We start from the raw sequence: 18,270 nt of genomic DNA, 5'->3' as shown, positions 1-18,270 counted from the left end.
TTGCAGAAATGAAAAATTGTCTATTTTTGCAATCCCGAAACGGGAAAACACTCCTCCTTAGCTCAGTTGGTTAGAGCATCTGACTGTTAATCAGAGGGTCTCTGGTTCAAGTCCAGAAGGGGGAGCAAAAAAAGGGTTTTAACGTCTGACGTTAAAACCCTTTTTCATTTAATAGGAGTATTTTTGTAATCAGCACAAGTTGATTATCCATCCGGAAAGTACAAGGCCGCTTAAGACATAAACTATCAACCAACGTTTGTAAACAATCAGAAACACTTCGTCAAGGCTTTTTTTTAAGAGAGGATTTGTTCATTAATTAGGTCACGTAGCTATACATTATCAGAAGAAAAATAAATTATGGGTAACGAGGTAGGAAAGTATTTACCATTTTGGGGAAAGTTTATTTCTGTTATTAAGATCTTATTAAAAAGATCAATTGCAGGAGACCAGGTTTTTGAAATGAGTAAGGGAGAATTTGAAGCTATAGGCAACAGGGAGAAATCCGGTTATAGCTTTAATCTCGAAATCATTAATGGACGTGTTACGAATGATCTCGCAGGCTCTGCTATTGCACGGGATTTATTCCAGGTGCTTTCAGACAATGAGGACATTAAAAGGTGGATGAAGGGAAAGAGTGTGAAAATTAACATGGGGAATAAGTTCTCTTTGACACTTCAGAGCAACGAAATGGAGTAAGACACTGGTTTTAGTAGCCCCAAATTATTTTTTCCAGTTATTTCTCTGAAAGGGGGAACAGGCTGAGTATATAAGTATATTTTTAGTGAGAGGGGATGAAGTCTTAAGAATCTTTGGAAAAGAATTACTATTCGTAATTCGTGGTTAAATAATTAATGAAGAATTTCAGAGAGAGAAGGAAAACTAACTACATAAGTAATGACTATAATTGGGATAACAATTGCTTAGCCGTAGGACTTTTCAATTTGCCTTTACTATGAAGCTCCATTTCTTGAAATGATTTTTTTAAATCCGACAGAAGCCCCAATACCTTTAAATCTTTTTGTAGATCGTTCCATTTCTTCCGTGGAATTAGCACCGCAGCTCTCTGCCCTTTATCATTCGCAAGATTAACGCGTGTCATATATTTCTTTTATTTACAGAAGTTAACCAAATTTTTAACATTGCCCAAGAGTGTATAATATTTTGAGAAAAATAACCGGATTTCTGGAAAGAAACCCGGAATACATATTTCTCTATGCCTCAAATTAGAATCTTTAATCAGAAACAGCACGGATTGAAGGCCGGTGCATTTCATTAATATCCAGACACTGGAACAACAGACCTTCTTTTTCTTCTATTTTAGATTGATGATAATGCCCGTAATACCATTGCTTACAACCAGCTAGCTTTACCTGCTCATAAACCATCGTCATATTGCTGCGCTCCTGATGTAATGCAGCTTTTAAATTTGGTTCCCTGCTTGCATAGTGATTTACAACAGGCGTAAAGGTGTAAGGCCATGCTTTGTCAGGAGCAATATGTGTAACTACCATATCAATTCCTGTAGTGCAAGCATTGTTTAGTAATTCCTGGTTAAATACAAATTCTTCATCAGCCCAGTAATCTTTACCAGGTGTCCTGTTTTTCCGGTCGATAGAAATACCACCACCAATGAATAGTATTTTCTGATCTTCAATAGTTATTTTTTCATAATCCTGTACAAGCACTATATGCTTAAACTGTAACTCATGCCGGTGATTCCAGAAGAAAGGATTATCGTGATTTCCCCGGATGATATAAAGTGTATTGTTATGCATCTCAAAGAATTTATTGAGTTCTGCAAGAGTTTTAATATCGCGATGAAGATCATGAAACCCTAATCCGAAATCCCCTACTTGTATAAAGGGAGTATTGGTTATTTCGAGCTGGAGAATCTTATTTAAAACATTCAAGTGCTCTCCATGTAAATCACCTATCATTATCATTTTAAAAAGATTTATTTATTATTATAAATTTTACGTTGACTCTATTCGAATTGTATCTGCCGATCTGGTGACATTCCAAAATGAGTGGAGGTCATCTCCCTTTGGAATTTTCCAGATGATAATTTCTTTGGATGTTTTTTTAAGCCCCAGTTCAATGTATAGTTTCGGTTTTGCCAGCTGAGATTTCTTTTCTTTTGATTTGTGGGGTTCCTCCTCCCAACGTAAGGGACTATAGTATATAAAGCTTTCAAATTCATCATAGTAAACTGATTCATGTTTTGTGGGAGTGATCTTCACAAACCTTTCAGAAGTATTTATGATATATTCACCAGCACGGATAGTGAATAATAATACAGGTATTTCTAATGGATGCAGGTTGATCTTTTCTGTGATTTTCTCCTGCTTTTTTTGTGTCATCTTGTAGAAGAGTGTAAAGGGTTCAGTACCTCTAACATTACGCTCAGTAACCCTCAACCGGGTTAAATACCATACTTTAATTTTTTCTACTGCCTGCTTATGGCCCATTGAGATTTTCAAAGGTTTCGATTTAGATAATTATAAAATTGTAAAGGGTGCATTATAGCTATCCAGATAACTGCAATGCCGGTAAATGCTTACCAACAGTTTCTATTAGCCGGTAATCTGTATCAACAAGAGGGATCACCCAGTTTACTCTTGTTGGTACAGATGCACATATAGAACTGGAATATGTTCCTGCATCTGCAATAATTTTATTCGAAATCTGATCGTACATGTAGTGCATATCATTAATTTTTAGATGAATTATTTTATGGGGTGTTTGGGGGATTCGAACCCTCAACTACCGATTCACATTCGGTTGTTTTACCCTTAAACTACAAACACCATATTGGTTACCGGAATCAGATCGTCATAATCAGTTTCACTATTCCGTAAATCGTTGGCCTGACTGGATTCGAACCAGTAACCTGCTGCGTATAAGGCAGATGCTCTCACCATTGAGCTACAGGCCAATGAAAATAAAAAAGCCCGGTCGTGATAAACGACCGGGCTTATATTCAGAGCTCATAATTTTACTTATGGCCAGGTATAAAAAGGTCGTTGATAATTCATATGCACTTCATTGATTGCATACGTATGGCTTATGCATGATAATTGTATATCAGGCATTATTTCGAATGGTATGTTTTGGAATTGTATACTCAAATGTTCAATTGTTTTAAAAATGAAAAGCCCCGCAATTTCTTGCAGGGCTTATGTTATATTGAATTCGTTTATTTAAACTTATTCTATCGCATAACTTACCCCGCAGCTTATTTCGCCCATTACCAGGCTAAAACAACTGATCAGATGTATATGTACGTTTATGCGTTTCATTTGTTCTTATGCTTATTTTAACGATGCAAAGGTGACACTATTTTTTTGATATTAACAAATTTTATGGAGATAAAAATTCAAATTTTTATATTTTGTTCAATAGTAATAGGATTATTTATGAATAGTGTAATAATAGACAAGTTGTTATCTATTGAGAAGGAACAGCAGGTAAAAATATTGTACGCCTGTGAGTCAGGAAGCCGGGCCTGGGGATTTGCATCGCCAGACAGTGATTATGATGTCCGTTTTATTTATGCCCGGCCAGCTGCAGATTACCTTAGTATCAGGGAAAGAAAAGATGTTATTGAGATACCTGTTAATGAAGTGCTGGATATTAGCGGATGGGATATACGAAAGGCGCTGCAATTATTCCTGAAATCAAATGCACCACTTTATGAGTGGTTGCAATCGCCAGTTATCTACAAAGAATATGGTGGATTTAAGGAAGAGTTCTTTAGCCTGGCTTCTTCCTATTTTTCGAGTCGTGCCGGGTGTCATCATTATATTTCCATGGCAAGAAATACGTTTGAAAATGATCTGCAGGGAGAAATGATAAAGATGAAAAAGTACTTCTATGCATTAAGACCCCTGCTTGCTGCACTGTGGATCATAGAAAAACGCACCGTACCACCAATGGAATTTGATCAACTGAGAACACTTGTTACAGATGAGCAGTGGCATACAGTTATCGATGATCTGCTGGAAAAGAAAAAGGTAGCGGATGAAAAGGGAACAATTACACCTGTTTTATTATTGCAGGAATGGATTGCAACTACATTGGCTTACTGTCAGGAACAATCAAAAGACAGACCGGCATTGCAAAACGATACGCAGGAGTTAGATCTATTATTCAGAAAATATATAAGCAGCAATGACCTTTGAGCAATTAATTGCCGAACCTCAACATCTTCTGCTAAAATGTATTAGTGGCAGCAGGGCACAACAGTTACATCTGCCAGCATCAGATACGGATATAAAAGGCATTTTTGTGTTACCTCAAAAGGAACTATATGGATTGAGTGTGGCTCCACAATTATCCAACGAAACTAATGATGAGGTATATTTTGAAATTGCCAGATTTATAGATCTGCTGAGTAAGAATAACCCTAACATCCTGGAACTCCTTGGTACGCCTGAAGAAAGTGTACTCTTCCGTCATCCTTTAATGTCACTTATCCGGCCTGCAGATTTTCTCTCTAAACTATGTAAAGATACTTTTGCAGGTTATGCAGCCACACAGGTTAAAAAAGCAAAAGGACTGAATAAAAAAATCCACCGACCCGTAGATGAGGAAAAGAAAACAGTACTTGATTTTTGCTTTGTAGTTGAAGGGAATGGCAGTGTTCCTCTTCAACAGTGGCTAATTCAGCGTGCCTATTTACAGGAAGATTGCGGACTAACAAATCTGCCACATTTTAAGGATGTATACTTGCTATATCACCAGGAACAGATTGGAGGGAATGAAAAATTGAAAGGTATTATATCGGGTATAAATGCGAACGATGTACAGCTTAGTTCAATACCGAGGGATATTGCTCCCCTGGCAGTAATGAATTTCAACAAAGACGGTTATTCTGTATACTGTAAGGAATACTTTGAATATTGGGAATGGGTAAAGAAACGGAATGAAGACAGGTATCAGAATACCCTTTCCCATGGAAAGAACTATGATGCAAAAAATATGATGCATACTTTTCGATTATTAAGTATGGCGGAAGAAATTGCAGCGGAGCATAAAGTAATTGTGCAGAGAAGCGATAGAGATTTTCTATTAAGCATCAGGCGTGGTGAGTTTGAATATGAAGACCTGTTGAAAATGGTAGCAGAAAAGCTGGAACGAATAGAGGAACTATACCTGCGGTCAGATCTCCCTGATTTGCCAGATGCAAAAAGAGCGGAGGAAATATTGATACAGATAAGAGAAGGGTTTTATTAGAGCTCCATCAGGATAAATGGTCCACAATAATTTATTATTTTTATGAGAGACTGAATTCTTAATCAGGAATATTTCGACACATGGACGTTATCAATAACAAAGAGGAGATCGAAAAAATTGGATTCACGGTAATCAATAACGTTTTTACTGAAGAAGAAACAGAACATCTGATCAATGTTATTCAACAGGCAGACAGTACAAAAGAAACTTTCCGTAAAACAAAAGATCTTTTTGCAATCCGTCAGTTTCTCAAGGAAATACCAGCAGCAGCAACTTTAACCCTTAACCGGAAGTTGTGGGAGATCATTGCACAACTTTTCGGAGATGGTTATGGCGTTGTAAAATCTATTTATTTTGATAAGCCTGGAGACTCTAACTGGTTTGTGGCTTATCATCAGGATCTGACAATATCTGTTAATCAGAAAACGGAGGTAGCAGGTTATGGCCCTTGGTCAGTTAAGCAAAACCAATATGCTGTGCAACCACCCTTATCTATCCTGGAAAATAATTTTACCATCAGGATTCATCTTGATGATACTGATGAAAACAATGGTGCACTTAGAATAATACCCGGATCACACAGGAAGGGGATTTACCGCGCAGAAACGATAGACTGGAGGGTAGAATCGGAAGTAGTCTGTAATGTTCTAAAAGGAGGGGTCATGATAATGCGGCCATTGCTATTACATGCATCAAGCCGAACAAATAATAATCATAAAAGAAGGGTTGTGCATTTAGAATTCAGTAATCAGCAACTACCGGCTCCGTTATGCTGGTCTGAAGCCATGTAGTTAAAACAACCTGGTTCTCTCACTCAATACAGTTTCTTTTTCTATATCTATTTCCTTACTGAAAGAAGTAGGTGGTTGATTAGGATTGGTAAGGATGCTACCCTCAATTGTAACAAAGTAGTTACTGCTGCTGATATTATGTGTATCAAATGCAAATGTAATTGTTCCCGAAGAGGATGGGTATACCGGGTGTACCAGTTTACAACTTTCTGGCAACTGAGGAAATGTAAGTGCGTAGGCGTTATTGTCGTTGATATTTGTAGAGACTGATAACAACGGCGATTCTTTCCGGGAGGAGCTGATCTTTACATTCAGATGCTGGATCATAGCAGTTTCATGTACATTCTGAAAGTCAAGGAACACCCGTAACTCCTTATTTTTGTTGATCATGAATTCCGGCTTTACGGAAAGATGATTGCCAACATTGATATAGGCTGCTTCCCTGTCATATACTATAATAGTATCGAGCCTGTAGGCAAGAAAGAAGTAGACGCCGATAGCAAATGTCAGCACAACGAAAAATGCAATAATGCCATATTTGAGCATGTTATAAATGTAAGCCTGTTTACCGGGTTGGGAAATCCCTGAAATCCGTGGTTTTAAATTCATTTTTTAAATGGGTCAAAGCAAGTGCGCAGATTTTTTGCGCAACAGATTTTTTTTCCTATTTTTTGAAAAATTCATGAATGCCCGCCAACAAAAATGCCTTGATCCGTTACAAAACGATTGATGCCTGCCTTAGGAACCGTCGCAGAAAGTGGACGCTGGAGAACCTGATAGATGCGGTTTCTGATGCCTTGTATGACTATGAAGGGATTGATAAAGGAATCAGCCGGCGTTCCGTACAGTCCGATATCCAGCTTATGCGGAGTGACAAATTGGGGTATAACGCGCCAATCATTGTTGTAAGTAAAAAATATTATACCTATGAGGATGCCACTTATAGTATCACAAACATTCCGCTAAATGAGCAGGATCTTGGACGTATGAATGAAGCGGTTGAAGTATTGAAACAGTTCAAAGGCTTCTCTCATTTCAGTAGTTTAAATGAGGTGGTGCAAAAACTGGAAGACCACGTGTATGCTGCCGCACATCATTCCCCGTCAGTGATTGATTTTGAAAAGAATGACCGTCTGAAAGGATTGGAACATCTTGAAATGCTTTATCAGTCTATCATACAGCAAAAGGCAGTACTCATGACTTACCAGTCATTCAAGGCCAGGGAGGAAGCATCCTTTGTTTTTCATGTATGGTGGCTTAAAGAATATAAAAATCGCTGGTTTGCAGTAGGAGTTAAAGGAGAAGGTCTTCAAATCCTGACGTTGGCTCTGGACAGGATTGGGCAACTGGAAATAGTGGATAATACATCATATATTGAGAATGATGAGATCACCCCGTCAGAATATTACAGAGATGTGATAGGTGTTACGGTAGGACGATCTCTGCGGCCTAATAATGTAAAGGTGTTTGTAAGTAACGAACATGCGCCTTACATAATGACTAAACCGATGCACCATTCCCAGGAAGTTATTGAAAGGTCGGGGGATGGAATTATTATCAATCTGAAAGTGCAGGTGAATTTTGAGCTGGAAAGAGAAATATTGGGTTATGCAGAAGGTATGCGGGTATTGTCGCCCGAGATGTTGCGGAAAAGAATCTATAAGAAGCTAAAGCAGGGAGCATATAATTATAATAGTGAGAACGGAGACTTCCAAACTCCATGATCAGCTGATTCCACAAAAATGAACTAATGAAGTGTAAGTATATCTGGTTGTTGTTACTATTAGTTGCAGGGAGTGTTTATGCCCGGTCGGGGAATGATAGTTTGTTGAATCAATTGAACCGCGCAATTGAAAAGGCTCCTGTCTTTGATGCTGAAAAAATCAGACAGATTGATATATTAAGAAAGGCTTTATACCCAAATGCCCACTTGTCATTACAGGAACAGTATACGCTCTGCCAACAATTGTATGAGCAGTACAAGGTTTTTAAATATGATTCGGCTTTTGCTTACGCACAACAATTGCAGGCGCTTGCCCGGCAAATGAATGATCCGGCAAGAATCAATTATGCGGGGATCAAATTGGGGTTCGTCCTGCTCTCATCAGGTATGTTCAAAGAAACGGGCGATTACCTGGCCACTATTGATGTCGCCGCCTTACCGGATACCATAAAGGCAGAATATTATACTTTAAAGGGCAGATACTATTATGACCTGTCTGACTATAGCAGTGATCAGTATTTTGCACCAGCCTATACCAAGCAGGGGAATAATTATATGGATTCTGCCCTGATACTTTTTAAACCACACTCATTCAATTATGATTACAACTATGGTTTGATGTATCAGAAGAAGGGGAATATGGATAGCGCCAGGTATTTTTATACCCTTACAGTAGCCCATAAAGATCTTACCATGCATCAGGTGGCCATTGCTACCTCTTCTCTCGGGAATATCTACATCCGTACTGGCAAAAAGGATAGTGCAATTAGCCTGATGGCAATCGCAGCTATTGCGGATATCACTTCCAGTACCAAAGAAACGACCGCAATGTTTATACTGGCGGGCTTGTTATTTAAAGACCAGGACGTAAAACATGCTTCACGCTATATTGAATACGCCGTTGCCGATGCCTCCTTTTATGGTGCCCGTCTCCGGAAAGTGCAGGTAAGCGCTATCCTGCCGATTATAGAAAGTGAAAAGATCAATACGGTAGAAGGGCAGAAGAAACTACTGTTTGTATACGCGGCTATTGTCACCCTCCTTTTATTAGTGCTGGTATGGTTGGCTGTGATTATTTTAAGGCAGTATAAAAAATTGCAGACGGCGCAAAAAGTAATTACAGATGCTCATGCCCTGCAACAGGAAATTAATGACAAGCTGATGGAGGCAAATACGATCAAGGAGGAATATATCGGCTATTGTTTCCAGGTAAATTCTGCTTATCTCGATAAAATAAAGAAGTTTAAGAAGCTGGCTGATCAGAAATTAACCGATAATAGGTATGCAGAAGTGAAATATCTTGTAAATAATATCGACTTAAAGAAGGAACGTGAAGAATTGTTCCGTAATTTCGATAGAATCTTCCTAAAGATCTTCCCAAATTTTGTAAGTGTGTTTAATTCTTTTTTCCGGGAAGAAGATCAGATTAAACTCAAGGATAATGAATTGCTGAATACTGATCTCCGGATTTTTGCTCTTATCAGAATTGGAATCAGTGACAATGTAAAAATTGCTCAAATCTTAGAATATTCGATCAACACTATTTATACCTATAAAACCAAGATCAAGAATAAGGCAATCATTCCCAAGGAAGAATTTGAAGAACGCCTGATGGATATAAAAGCGATGTAAACGAACGTATATTAATGTTAAGAGTTGCTGGTATTAACGTTATATGTTAAATGTATTAATATGAACTATTGTGATTGATAATCAATGTATTATTTGCTTATAAAGCCCTTTTCAAGCCAATATTTTCTATATATTGACCATATAAATTGTTAACTAGTTTAAAGCTGATTTACTTTGACCCATTAGTGGCAACAATCATTCACTTGTCATATAAGTTGTTGCAATCCAGAATCATTAGGCATCGTAAATGCCACCACGTTGATTAATATTTCAGTTATGAAAGCACAGTTCACAAACTTTCGATTATTGATAAATCTTCTGTTAAAGCAAAGTGTAAACAGGGTCAGTAGATATTAGATAGAGACCCATTAAAAGATTTATTCCACGTTTGGAGCGGCAAGATTATTCTGCCGGTTCTGAATCTGTTCCCTTCAGGCATCAATATTCCACAAACCAATAAAAACTGCTCTATGACGAATCTTCTATTCCGCAAGATGTGTCTGTTATGCTCGCTTCTACTGCTCCTGGCAGGTATGGCCAGTACTCAGGCGCAAACAACACCCTTTACCGGTAAGGTAACGGATGAAAGCGGCGCTGCTGTTCCTGGCGCCACCGTTCAAATCAAGGGTACCAGTATAGGTACTTCAACAGGTGTAGATGGTACTTTTAAATTGAATATACCAGCTAATGCCACTACCCTCATTGTTTCCTACATAGGTTATGTAAAACAGGAGGTACCCATTTCTGGCAAAACAGAGGTTGCTGTTTCATTGAAATTAGAAAGTACCACATTGACGGATGTGGTAGTAGTAGGTTACGGTACAGCCCGTAAAAAGGATCTGACCGGCTCCGTTGTTTCTATTAAGTCCGCCGATTTTAATAAGGGCATTGTTACTGCCCCCGATCAGTTGATCCAGGGTAAAGTAGCCGGCCTGATGGTTGTAAATAACAGTGGAGCGCCAGGTGGTGCTACTACCGTAAGGATCAGGGGTAACTCCTCTGTGAGGACCGGTAATCAGCCGCTGTACGTAGTAGACGGGATGCCATTGGATGGGCGTACTGCCAAACCATCAGTAAATGCAAACGGCCTAGGTCAGACACCGGATGCCAACCCGCTTAATTTTATCAACTCATTCGACATTCAATCGATGGACGTATTGAAAGATGCGTCTGCTACTGCTATTTACGGTGCAAGAGGTGCCAATGGCGTTGTGATCATTACCACCAAAAGAGGACAGGTAGGCGCTCCCCGCCTTGATGTATCTTATTCTGCTGGAGTAAGCAAGATCATGAAAAAACTGGATGTACTGGATGCCAATGGTTACAGAAATGCACTGAAACATTACAATCTTACCAGTGGAGATGAGGGCTCCAGTTCAGATGGATTGGAAAGTATTCTTCGCACTGGTACTACCCAGAACATGAATGTGGGTATTAGCGGAGGGAGTGAAAATAGTGTGTACAGAGCTTCTTTTGGTTTACTGGATCAGCAGGGTATCGTAAAGAAAACAGGATTAAAGAAATATACAGTGAATCTGAACGGACAGTTTAAATTCCTGGAAAGTAAAAAATTAGGCATTGACTATGCTATTCAAGCTGCACATACTACAGAACAGATCGCCCCTATTACCAACGATGCGGGCTTTACTGGTAGTCTGGTAGGGCAGGCATTGCAATGGAACCCCACGCTGGCACTTCACAAAGCTGATGGCTCTTTTAATATCCTGGGTGTAGGTTCTGCTATCAATCCGGAAGCTATGTCTGCAGCCTATGATGACAATGTAAACATCAATAGTATCCTTGGTAGCATTTCACCTTTTTACAAGATCACCAAAGACCTGGAATACCGTTTTACTTACAGTATTAACCATCAGGTTGGTGAAAGAGAAACACAGGTTGCATCTTTCATAAATATTGACCAGGTATTTGGTAATGGTCAGGCTTATTATGGTAATAACACCCTCACTTCTCAATTATATACACATACCCTGAACTATAACAAGCAGGTTACAACAGCCTTATACCTGAGTGCAGTAGTGGGATATGAATACCAGAGATTTGACTACAAGGGTAGAGCTCTTGGCGGATTGGGATTCACTACAGATCAGCTGAAGTACACTGATATATTACAGAATCCTTCTCAGACAAATACTTTCCTTTCCTCTTTCCGGAATCCAAAATCAGAGTTACAGTCTTATTTCGGAAGGGGCAATCTGAATTTTCTTGATAAGTACCTGCTGACTGCTACTTTAAGGGCAGATGGTTCCAGCAAGTTCGGTGCAAATAACAAATATGGTTATTTCCCTTCCTTTGCAGCAAAGTGGAATATCAGCAATGAAAATTTCCTGAAGGGTAATAAGACAATCAATCAACTGGCATTGCGTGTTGGCTGGGGACTTACCGGTAATCAGGAGTTTCCCGCAGGTGCTGCGCAGGAGCAATATACCCTCAATTCAAACGGAGGTGCAAGCCTGAGCAATGTAGCTAACCCTAATCTGAAATGGGAAAGTTCCAAACAACTGAACGCGGGTATTGATTATACCTTCTTCGGTGGCCGGTTATACGGTAGTCTGGATTATTTCCGCAAGAATACAACAAACCTGCTCTTTAATTTCCCTACCATTCAGCCAGCACCAGCATCCAATTACTGGATCAACCTGCCGGCAAATGTTATCAATAAGGGAGTGGAAGTTGTATTACGTGGAGACGTGATCGCCAGGAAAGACTTTACCTGGAATTTAGGAGTAAACGCTACTTTCCTGAATAATGAACTCAAAAATTATGACGGACCTCCGGTATTAACAGGTTCTATCAGTGGACAGGGCGTATCAAATGCTTATGCACAAAGACTTGCTAATGGCAAACCGTTGAACTCTTTTTATGTAAGAGAATTCCTCGGCTTTGATGATAAGGGACAGGGTAAATATGCTGATAATGGTAACAGCCAGTATTTCATTGGCAACCCTAATCCTACAACCATGCTTGGTATCGTTACTTCCTTTAATTATAAACAATGGACATTGGGTGTGAATATGCATGGTGCATATGGGTTTAATGTATATAACAATACTGCCAATACCGTATTGCCAATTGGAAACCTTGGTTCAAGAAATATTACAGCCAACCTGGTGGGCACTGAAGAAGCCCTGTCTAATCCTATCACTGTATCCAGCCGTTACCTGGAAAAAGGCGACTTCCTGAAAATGGATAATGCCACTATCAGTTATAATATCGGAAATATTGGAAAGGTGATCAAGGGTGCTTCTATTTATGTAACAGGACAAAACCTGTTTATCATTACGAAGTACTCAGGGTTTGATCCGGAAGTGAATACAGATAAGAGTATTAATGGTGTTACCTCTTTTGGTATTGAGTACTCTCCTTATCCTACTGCCCGGAGTTTCCTGGCAGGTATCAACTTCTCTTTATAATTCACCGATCTAAAAACTACTTTTATGCGTTTTAATAAAGCATTCGTCATATATTCTTTTGTGATAGGAAGTGGACTGGCATCCTGCACAAAGCTGAATGAGAAACTAGGTTCCACGCTCACACGTTCACAGGCAGACTCTGTTATCCAGGTATCTGCACTTTTGAAATCTGCTTACGATGGTTTACAGTTGCCGTACCAGGACCAGTCAAACTACTGGGCTTTGCAGGAAATGACTGCCGATGAAGCAGTTGCCCCTACACGTGGCGGTGACTGGGATGATAATGGTGTATGGCGTTCTCTGAAACTCCATAACTGGACATCAGACCATACATTTATTGGAAATACGTTTTCCAATATATTGCAATTACAATTCCTTGCAACCAACGTATTAAGTTTCCAGCCTACAGCAGAACAGGCTGCAGAAGCACGTTTCATCAGAGCATATGCCATGTTTACTGTACTGGATGGATGGGGACAGGTTCCTTTCCGGGCACCTGGTGATACATTGCTGAATGCTCCCAAAGTGTTTACTGCTGCGGAAGCTATAGATTATATTATCAGCGAACTGACAGCTATCACGCCCGATCTGCGAGATGATGTACCAGCTTATACCGCTAATAAGAATGCAGCAAAGGCTTTACTAATGAAATGTTATCTGAACAAAGGAGCTTTCCTGAACAGAGAAACGCCCACATTTGATGCGGCTGATATGCAAAAGGTGATAACACTTGCAGATGAAATTACAGCCAGTGGTAAGTATAGTCTCACCGCAAATTACTTTAACAACTTTTCCTATAACAATGATGCAGTGTCTAAAGAAAATATCTTTACACAGCAGAATGGTCCTGGATTAAGTACCGTTAGAAGTGGTAACGCTGTGTTTTGTCATTGGGCCCCTACCCTGCATTACAACCAGGACCCAAGTGGCTGGAACGGGTATACTACTATATCCGATTTCTACGATAAATTTGAAGCAACAGATACCCGCAGAGGTGGTAGTTTTACCGGTGTTACAGATGTAACCGGCTTAAAAGTTGGATTCCTGGTAGGTCAGCAATTTGGCGCTGGAGGAAAAACATTGGAAGACAGAAAAGGGCATTTGCTGATTTTTACAAGGGAAGTGAATTTACAGGAAACGGATGCTGCAACACTTGAAGTTACAGGAATCCGTGTGGTAAAATATCCACCGGATATGACATCAAAAGAAACCAAAAGTAGCAATAACGCTCAGAACGATTATGTCTTCTTACGTTATGCAGATGTCTTGCTAATGAAAGCAGAGGCATTATTGCGTACTTCAGATGCAGCTGGTGCATTGCTGATCGTGAATAATCTGCGTGTAACCCGTGGTGCAACTACCTGGGCAAGTATCGATCTGGATAAACTAATTGATGAAAGAGGTCGTGAACTTTACTGGGAAGGCTGGCGCCGGGAAGACCTGATCAGGTTCGGTAAATTCCTCGATACCTGGCAGCTGAAACCTTCTGACAATCCTAGATATCTGTTATTCCCAATACCTACAAGTGATCTGGCTGTTAACAAAAATCTAACACAGAATCCTGGGTATTAATTAAGCAGCTCCGGCCGGTACCATGACTGGCCGGAGTTATAATTATTATTTATGAGTAGAAAAATATTGACTGCTATAATAGTCATCTATGGGCTATTATGCGGTAGAGGCAGCTTTGCGCAAAAAAGCGTAGTGAATGTAGGAGATGTTAAAAGTGTTCATATTGGTAGTGGAGAGGTGAAGATCACTACTACTGCCGCATTTGCAGAGATCACAGTATATAGCGCAGGTGTAATAAGAGTGAGAATTACCCATGAAAAACCGGTGGATGATTTCTCGTATGCTGTTATTGAAAAACCTGTAGCTGTAAAAGCTAGCATAAAAGAAGATGCAGGGAATATTATCATTATTACAGATTCTTTGCAGACACGAATTACGAAAAGGCCTTTCTCCATTGCTTTTTATACCCGGGAAGGCTCCCTTATCAATGAAGATGAAAAAGGATTAACCACTTCATGGGTAGGTAATGAAGTGACCTCCTATAAGAAATTACAGGAAGGAGAACGGTTTATTGGTTTGGGAGAAAAAAATGGTAACCTGGATCGTTCCGGAAGCGCATATACCAACTGGAATTCTGATGTATTTGGATACAGGGCAGATCAGGATCCGTTGTACAGTACTATCCCATTTTATATAGGTGTGCATCACGGACTTAACTACGGAATTTTCTTTGATAACACTTATCAGAGTGACTTCAACTTTGGAGCCAGCAATAACCGCTTCTCTTCTTTTGGAGCAAGAGATGGGGAGATGAATTATTATTTTATTTATGCCCCTGCGATTGCAGGTATCATTGATGCATATACGGGATTAACCGGACGTATGCATATGCCTCCGCTCTGGAGCCTGGGATATCAGCAGAACAGATACAGTTATTATCCGGATAAAGAAGTGTTACGTATTGCAGAAACATTGAGAGAAAAGAAAATTCCGGCAGATGGTATTACGTTGGACATTCATTACATGGATGCGTATAAACTGTTCACATGGAATAAAGAACGCTTTCCAGATCCGGCTGCTATGAATGCACAGCTATCAAAGATGGGTTTTAAAATTACTGTGATCAATGATCCTGGTATTAAAGTGGAGAAAGGATATGCCGCATATGAAGATGGCGTAAAAGAAAATGTATTTTTAAAGTATGCTGACGGACAATTATACACTGGCCAGGTTTGGCCAGGCTGGTGTCATTTCGCAGACTTTACAAGTGAGAAGGGACGTAACTGGTGGAAGACACAAATGAAAAGTTATGTGGATAATGGCGTATCAGGATATTGGAATGATATGAATGAAATTGCCACCTGGGGGCAGAAGATGCCTAATAATGTTCTGTTCGATTTTGATGGTCATGCTACCACACACCAGCAGGCGCATAATGTATATGGACTGGAAATGACAAGAGCCAGCTATGAAGGTGCCCGTTCACTGACGGGTAAAAGACCGTTCATATTAACGCGTGCCGGGTATGCAGGATTACAACGTTATACAGCTATCTGGACTGGAGACAACCGGGCAGAAGATGATCATATGCTGGCTGGGGTAAGGCTCTTGAATAGTCTGGGCCTTAGTGGGGTAGCATTTACAGGTATGGATATAGGAGGTTTCACAGGCAATCCTTCAGTAGGGCTTTACGCACGCTGGATGCAACTGGGTGCTTTTATCCCATATTTCAGAAATCATACTGGTGTAAATACAAAATCAGCTGAACCCTGGGCATTTGGAGAAGAGGTACTGGAGATTACCAGAAATTATATTAATCTGCGTTACCGGTTATTACCATATATCTATAGCACATTTTATGAAGCCTCACAAAATGGGATGCCTGTAATGCGTTCTCTGGCGATTGATTATACTCATGATGCGAATATATATGATCCTCATTACCAGAATCAGTTCCTGTTTGGGAAAGCATTTCTGATAGCACCTTTTGAGAGTACGAAAGACTTTGGAGAGATCTATTTCCCAACAGGCAACTGGTATAATCTGTATACAGATGAATTGCAGGCAGGTGGTCAGAAAAAGATCTTTCCACTAAGTCTGCAAAAAATGCCGGTGTTTGTAAAAGGAGGTAGTATTATTCCTATGCAAACGTTGATTCAATCTACTGCCGAAAAGCCGGCTGATACATTATTCCTGCATGTATACAAAGGAGACATTGCCAATTCAATAGTCTATTATGAAGATGATGGAGAGAGTTACAACTATGAGAAAGGTGGGTTTTACAAGCGTACTATCCGGTATGATCATCAGCTTACGCTTGAAAAAGCAGAGGGTTCTTACACTTCCAGGTTCAATAATATTAAGCTGGTATTACATGGTTTTGCATCCTTGCAACAATTAAAAGTGAATGGTGCTGTACAGGCATTACAATCTTCAGGCATTAATTTCCTCACACCTATTTCCCGTTTCGATCCACAGGGTGGGTATGCAACGCCTGACAGATGTCAGGTACATACATTGGACATAAAAAATAGTGCGGATAGGATTGTGGTGGAATTTTGATGCAGCTTATTGCCCGGTTGGAGGCAGTATTGGTTTGTCTCCACCGGGAATAAGCATTATTAACAGATCTGGTCATTTCTGAAGTACAGGAATGACCAGATCTTTTTTTATGAGATTCTTTAATAAATAATACTGCAACGAATCTGCACTGAACAAAATGGTTTTGAAGAAATGAAAATGAACAGAATGGTATAGGGCTACATGAAAACTATATTTTACTTTTGAATTGTTGTTGATCTATTGTAATCGATTTTTTTAAACACTAAGGTCATTTTTGTTTGTTGACCTAAACCTATACGAAATGAAAAATAAACTTACAGTTATAAATTATCCAAAGACTTTATTAGAGTAGGCCGGTTGTTGTAATTATTATTTACACAATTATTATTTAACACACCAGTAATATGTATGGTGTGATGGCGACAGTCTGTCTCTGAAAACAATATTTTTTCGTTAACACAGGGGTTATAAAATCAATGCAGATCCGGGAACTTTTCCTGGTTCCCGGCCTTTTATTGTCTTGATATAACAGATAATTATGCGCATTGATGTGAGGCAATGTAGGAAGATCAACCTTCTTATTAAAGCCTGTTCCTGTATGTGCGAATGTTAAATTATTATGCGTGGTTTTGGAATTGTTCTTAGGAGTTAACCGGAAACCATTCTTGGTTTCCGGGTGCTTATTATCAGTAATGTTTCTGGTGATCAAATTCGTGCTGTCTGGTAGAATCGTTACTCATAAACGTCTAAAGATTCGTAACCGGAAAGTATTTCTGGTTTCTGAAACTTTTAATGATAATGGTAAAGGGATGAAACATTTAAAGTCCGCATGCTGGTGTTAACGAATTAAGCAATTAGGCTACATAGATTAGGGTTAATATTTCAATATGGCAATCCGGGTACTATTTCTAGTACCTGGCATTTATTCTTTATCAGTTAGTAGCCTTTGTAAATATCATCTATGGGGCTGATAATTTTTCTTTGGTTAATTAGATCTTAAGGAACGGTTTCCAATATCTATAAACATAAATGAAAATTGAGGGATTATAAATTCTTATTAAATGATATGGGTTATCGAGCATACGATTGTAAATAAACAGGCACTAGTCCTGGTGCCTGAATTTTTCCTTTTGTGAATAAGATCGGAAGGGATAATCTGAAAAATATTTTATGGTTAACAGAGCTTCATCGGTTAATGGTTATACATAAATAAACGGGCGCTATTCTTAGTGCCTGGAATTTCTACTTCATGAATGATTACAATTGTAAGTAGCAAGGATAACCTGAACGCATTTTTCGTTAAGGAGGCTTTCTTAGTTAATGAACACATATAAATGAGCAGGCACTATTCTTAGTGCCTGAACCCTTTCTAAGAAACAATAAA

14 protein-coding genes and 3 tRNA genes are annotated in these 18,270 nt (G+C 39.3%); 10 read left to right on the top strand and 7 right to left on the bottom strand.

The features are described 5' to 3' along the window. Nucleotides 1-51: 51 nt before the first annotated feature. Together BM176_RS07820 and BM176_RS07815 are read left to right on the top strand one after the other, a co-directional pair. Nucleotides 52-125 (top strand) — tRNA-Asn (locus tag BM176_RS07820). A gap of 232 nt (nt 126-357) precedes the next feature. Continuing rightward, nucleotides 358-696, top strand: a complete 339-nt coding sequence (locus BM176_RS07815; RefSeq protein ID WP_090101287.1) for a hypothetical protein — start codon at nt 358-360, stop codon at nt 694-696. Nucleotides 697-898: 202 nt separating this feature from the next. Here BM176_RS07815 and BM176_RS07810 read toward each other — a convergent pair whose 3' ends face one another. The 6 genes from BM176_RS07810 to BM176_RS07790 all read right to left on the bottom strand — a co-directional run bounded on the left by BM176_RS07810 (nt 899) and on the right by BM176_RS07790 (nt 2,935). Beyond that, nucleotides 899-1,099, bottom strand: coding sequence for a hypothetical protein (locus tag BM176_RS07810; RefSeq protein ID WP_090101285.1), 201 nt, complete (start codon nt 1,097-1,099; stop codon nt 899-901). 133 nt (nt 1,100-1,232) lie between these two features. Further along, on the bottom strand, nt 1,233-1,943 hold the full coding sequence (locus BM176_RS07805) for a metallophosphoesterase (RefSeq protein WP_090101283.1): 711 nt from the start codon (nt 1,941-1,943) through the stop codon (nt 1,233-1,235). 30 nt (nt 1,944-1,973) lie between these two features. Beyond that, a complete protein-coding gene (locus tag BM176_RS07800; protein WP_143097747.1) occupies nt 1,974-2,480 on the bottom strand; it encodes a hypothetical protein in 507 nt (168 codons plus the stop codon). A 46-nt stretch (nt 2,481-2,526) separates the two neighbouring features. After that, nucleotides 2,527-2,706, bottom strand: a complete 180-nt coding sequence (locus tag BM176_RS32125; RefSeq protein ID WP_143097746.1) for a hypothetical protein — start codon at nt 2,704-2,706, stop codon at nt 2,527-2,529. Between the two features lie 28 nt (nt 2,707-2,734). Next, nucleotides 2,735-2,807: transfer RNA gene (locus BM176_RS07795), tRNA-His, on the bottom strand. 55 nt (nt 2,808-2,862) lie between these two features. Continuing rightward, nucleotides 2,863-2,935 (bottom strand) — tRNA-Ile (locus BM176_RS07790). A 481-nt stretch (nt 2,936-3,416) separates the two neighbouring features. Here BM176_RS07790 and BM176_RS07785 point away from each other — a divergent pair. From BM176_RS07785 to BM176_RS07775, 3 genes are all read left to right on the top strand, one after another. Continuing rightward, nucleotides 3,417-4,181, top strand: coding sequence for a nucleotidyltransferase domain-containing protein (locus tag BM176_RS07785; protein WP_090101280.1), 765 nt, complete (start codon nt 3,417-3,419; stop codon nt 4,179-4,181). Then, complete coding sequence (locus BM176_RS07780) at nt 4,171-5,235, top strand: DNA polymerase beta superfamily protein (RefSeq protein WP_090101278.1); 1,065 nt, start codon at nt 4,171-4,173, stop codon at nt 5,233-5,235. The genes BM176_RS07785 and BM176_RS07780 overlap by 11 nt, the downstream gene beginning before the upstream one ends. Before the next feature lie 80 nt (nt 5,236-5,315). After that, nucleotides 5,316-6,026 (top strand): phytanoyl-CoA dioxygenase family protein, encoded by a 711-nt coding sequence (locus BM176_RS07775; protein WP_090101276.1) that lies wholly within the window; start codon nt 5,316-5,318, stop codon nt 6,024-6,026. Here BM176_RS07775 and BM176_RS07770 read toward each other — a convergent pair whose 3' ends face one another. Then, nucleotides 6,027-6,635: a hypothetical protein gene (locus BM176_RS07770; RefSeq protein WP_090101274.1), complete on the bottom strand. Its 609-nt coding sequence runs from the start codon at nt 6,633-6,635 to the stop codon at nt 6,027-6,029. A gap of 77 nt (nt 6,636-6,712) precedes the next feature. Between BM176_RS07770 and BM176_RS07765 the strand changes: the two genes are divergently transcribed. The 5 genes from BM176_RS07765 (at nt 6,713) to BM176_RS07745 (ending at nt 16,886) form a co-directional block, all read left to right on the top strand. Further along, nucleotides 6,713-7,750: a helix-turn-helix transcriptional regulator gene (locus BM176_RS07765; RefSeq protein ID WP_090101272.1), complete on the top strand. Its 1,038-nt coding sequence runs from the start codon at nt 6,713-6,715 to the stop codon at nt 7,748-7,750. A 26-nt stretch (nt 7,751-7,776) separates the two neighbouring features. After that, on the top strand, nt 7,777-9,381 hold the full coding sequence (locus BM176_RS07760) for a DUF6377 domain-containing protein (protein WP_090101270.1): 1,605 nt from the start codon (nt 7,777-7,779) through the stop codon (nt 9,379-9,381). A gap of 470 nt (nt 9,382-9,851) precedes the next feature. Continuing rightward, nucleotides 9,852-12,812, top strand: a complete 2,961-nt coding sequence (locus tag BM176_RS07755) for a SusC/RagA family TonB-linked outer membrane protein (RefSeq protein ID WP_090101268.1) — start codon at nt 9,852-9,854, stop codon at nt 12,810-12,812. Between the two features lie 24 nt (nt 12,813-12,836). Further along, nucleotides 12,837-14,384 (top strand): RagB/SusD family nutrient uptake outer membrane protein, encoded by a 1,548-nt coding sequence (locus BM176_RS07750; protein ID WP_090101266.1) that lies wholly within the window; start codon nt 12,837-12,839, stop codon nt 14,382-14,384. A 51-nt stretch (nt 14,385-14,435) separates the two neighbouring features. Next, nucleotides 14,436-16,886, top strand: a complete 2,451-nt coding sequence (locus BM176_RS07745) for a glycoside hydrolase family 31 protein (RefSeq protein WP_090101264.1) — start codon at nt 14,436-14,438, stop codon at nt 16,884-16,886. The last annotated feature ends 1,384 nt before the right edge of the window (nt 16,887-18,270 follow it).

This window comes from Chitinophaga sp. CF118, assembly GCF_900112615.1.
In the GTDB taxonomy this organism is placed as follows: Bacteria; Bacteroidota; Bacteroidia; order Chitinophagales; family Chitinophagaceae; genus Chitinophaga.
Note: the sequence above shows the minus strand (reverse complement) of the source record. Positions and strands in the feature narration are given on the sequence as shown.

What these genes read in the sequence shown, in the direction of transcription:
- BM176_RS07815 (WP_090101287.1), top strand. Translation starts at nt 358, where the DNA reads ATGGGTAACGAGGTAGGAAAGTATTTACCATTTTGGGGAAAGTTTATT.
- BM176_RS07810 (WP_090101285.1), bottom strand. Translation starts at nt 1,099, where the DNA reads ATGACACGCGTTAATCTTGCGAATGATAAAGGGCAGAGAGCTGCGGTG.
- BM176_RS07805 (WP_090101283.1), bottom strand. Translation starts at nt 1,943, where the DNA reads ATGATAATGATAGGTGATTTACATGGAGAGCACTTGAATGTTTTAAAT.
- BM176_RS32125 (WP_143097746.1), bottom strand. Translation starts at nt 2,706, where the DNA reads ATGCACTACATGTACGATCAGATTTCGAATAAAATTATTGCAGATGCA.
- BM176_RS07785 (WP_090101280.1), top strand. Translation starts at nt 3,417, where the DNA reads ATGAATAGTGTAATAATAGACAAGTTGTTATCTATTGAGAAGGAACAG.
- BM176_RS07780 (WP_090101278.1), top strand. Translation starts at nt 4,171, where the DNA reads ATGACCTTTGAGCAATTAATTGCCGAACCTCAACATCTTCTGCTAAAA.
- BM176_RS07775 (WP_090101276.1), top strand. Translation starts at nt 5,316, where the DNA reads ATGGACGTTATCAATAACAAAGAGGAGATCGAAAAAATTGGATTCACG.
- BM176_RS07770 (WP_090101274.1), bottom strand. Translation starts at nt 6,635, where the DNA reads ATGAATTTAAAACCACGGATTTCAGGGATTTCCCAACCCGGTAAACAG.
- BM176_RS07765 (WP_090101272.1), top strand. Translation starts at nt 6,713, where the DNA reads ATGCCCGCCAACAAAAATGCCTTGATCCGTTACAAAACGATTGATGCC.
- BM176_RS07760 (WP_090101270.1), top strand. Translation starts at nt 7,777, where the DNA reads ATGAAGTGTAAGTATATCTGGTTGTTGTTACTATTAGTTGCAGGGAGT.
- BM176_RS07755 (WP_090101268.1), top strand. Translation starts at nt 9,852, where the DNA reads ATGACGAATCTTCTATTCCGCAAGATGTGTCTGTTATGCTCGCTTCTA.
- BM176_RS07750 (WP_090101266.1), top strand. Translation starts at nt 12,837, where the DNA reads ATGCGTTTTAATAAAGCATTCGTCATATATTCTTTTGTGATAGGAAGT.
- BM176_RS07745 (WP_090101264.1), top strand. Translation starts at nt 14,436, where the DNA reads ATGAGTAGAAAAATATTGACTGCTATAATAGTCATCTATGGGCTATTA.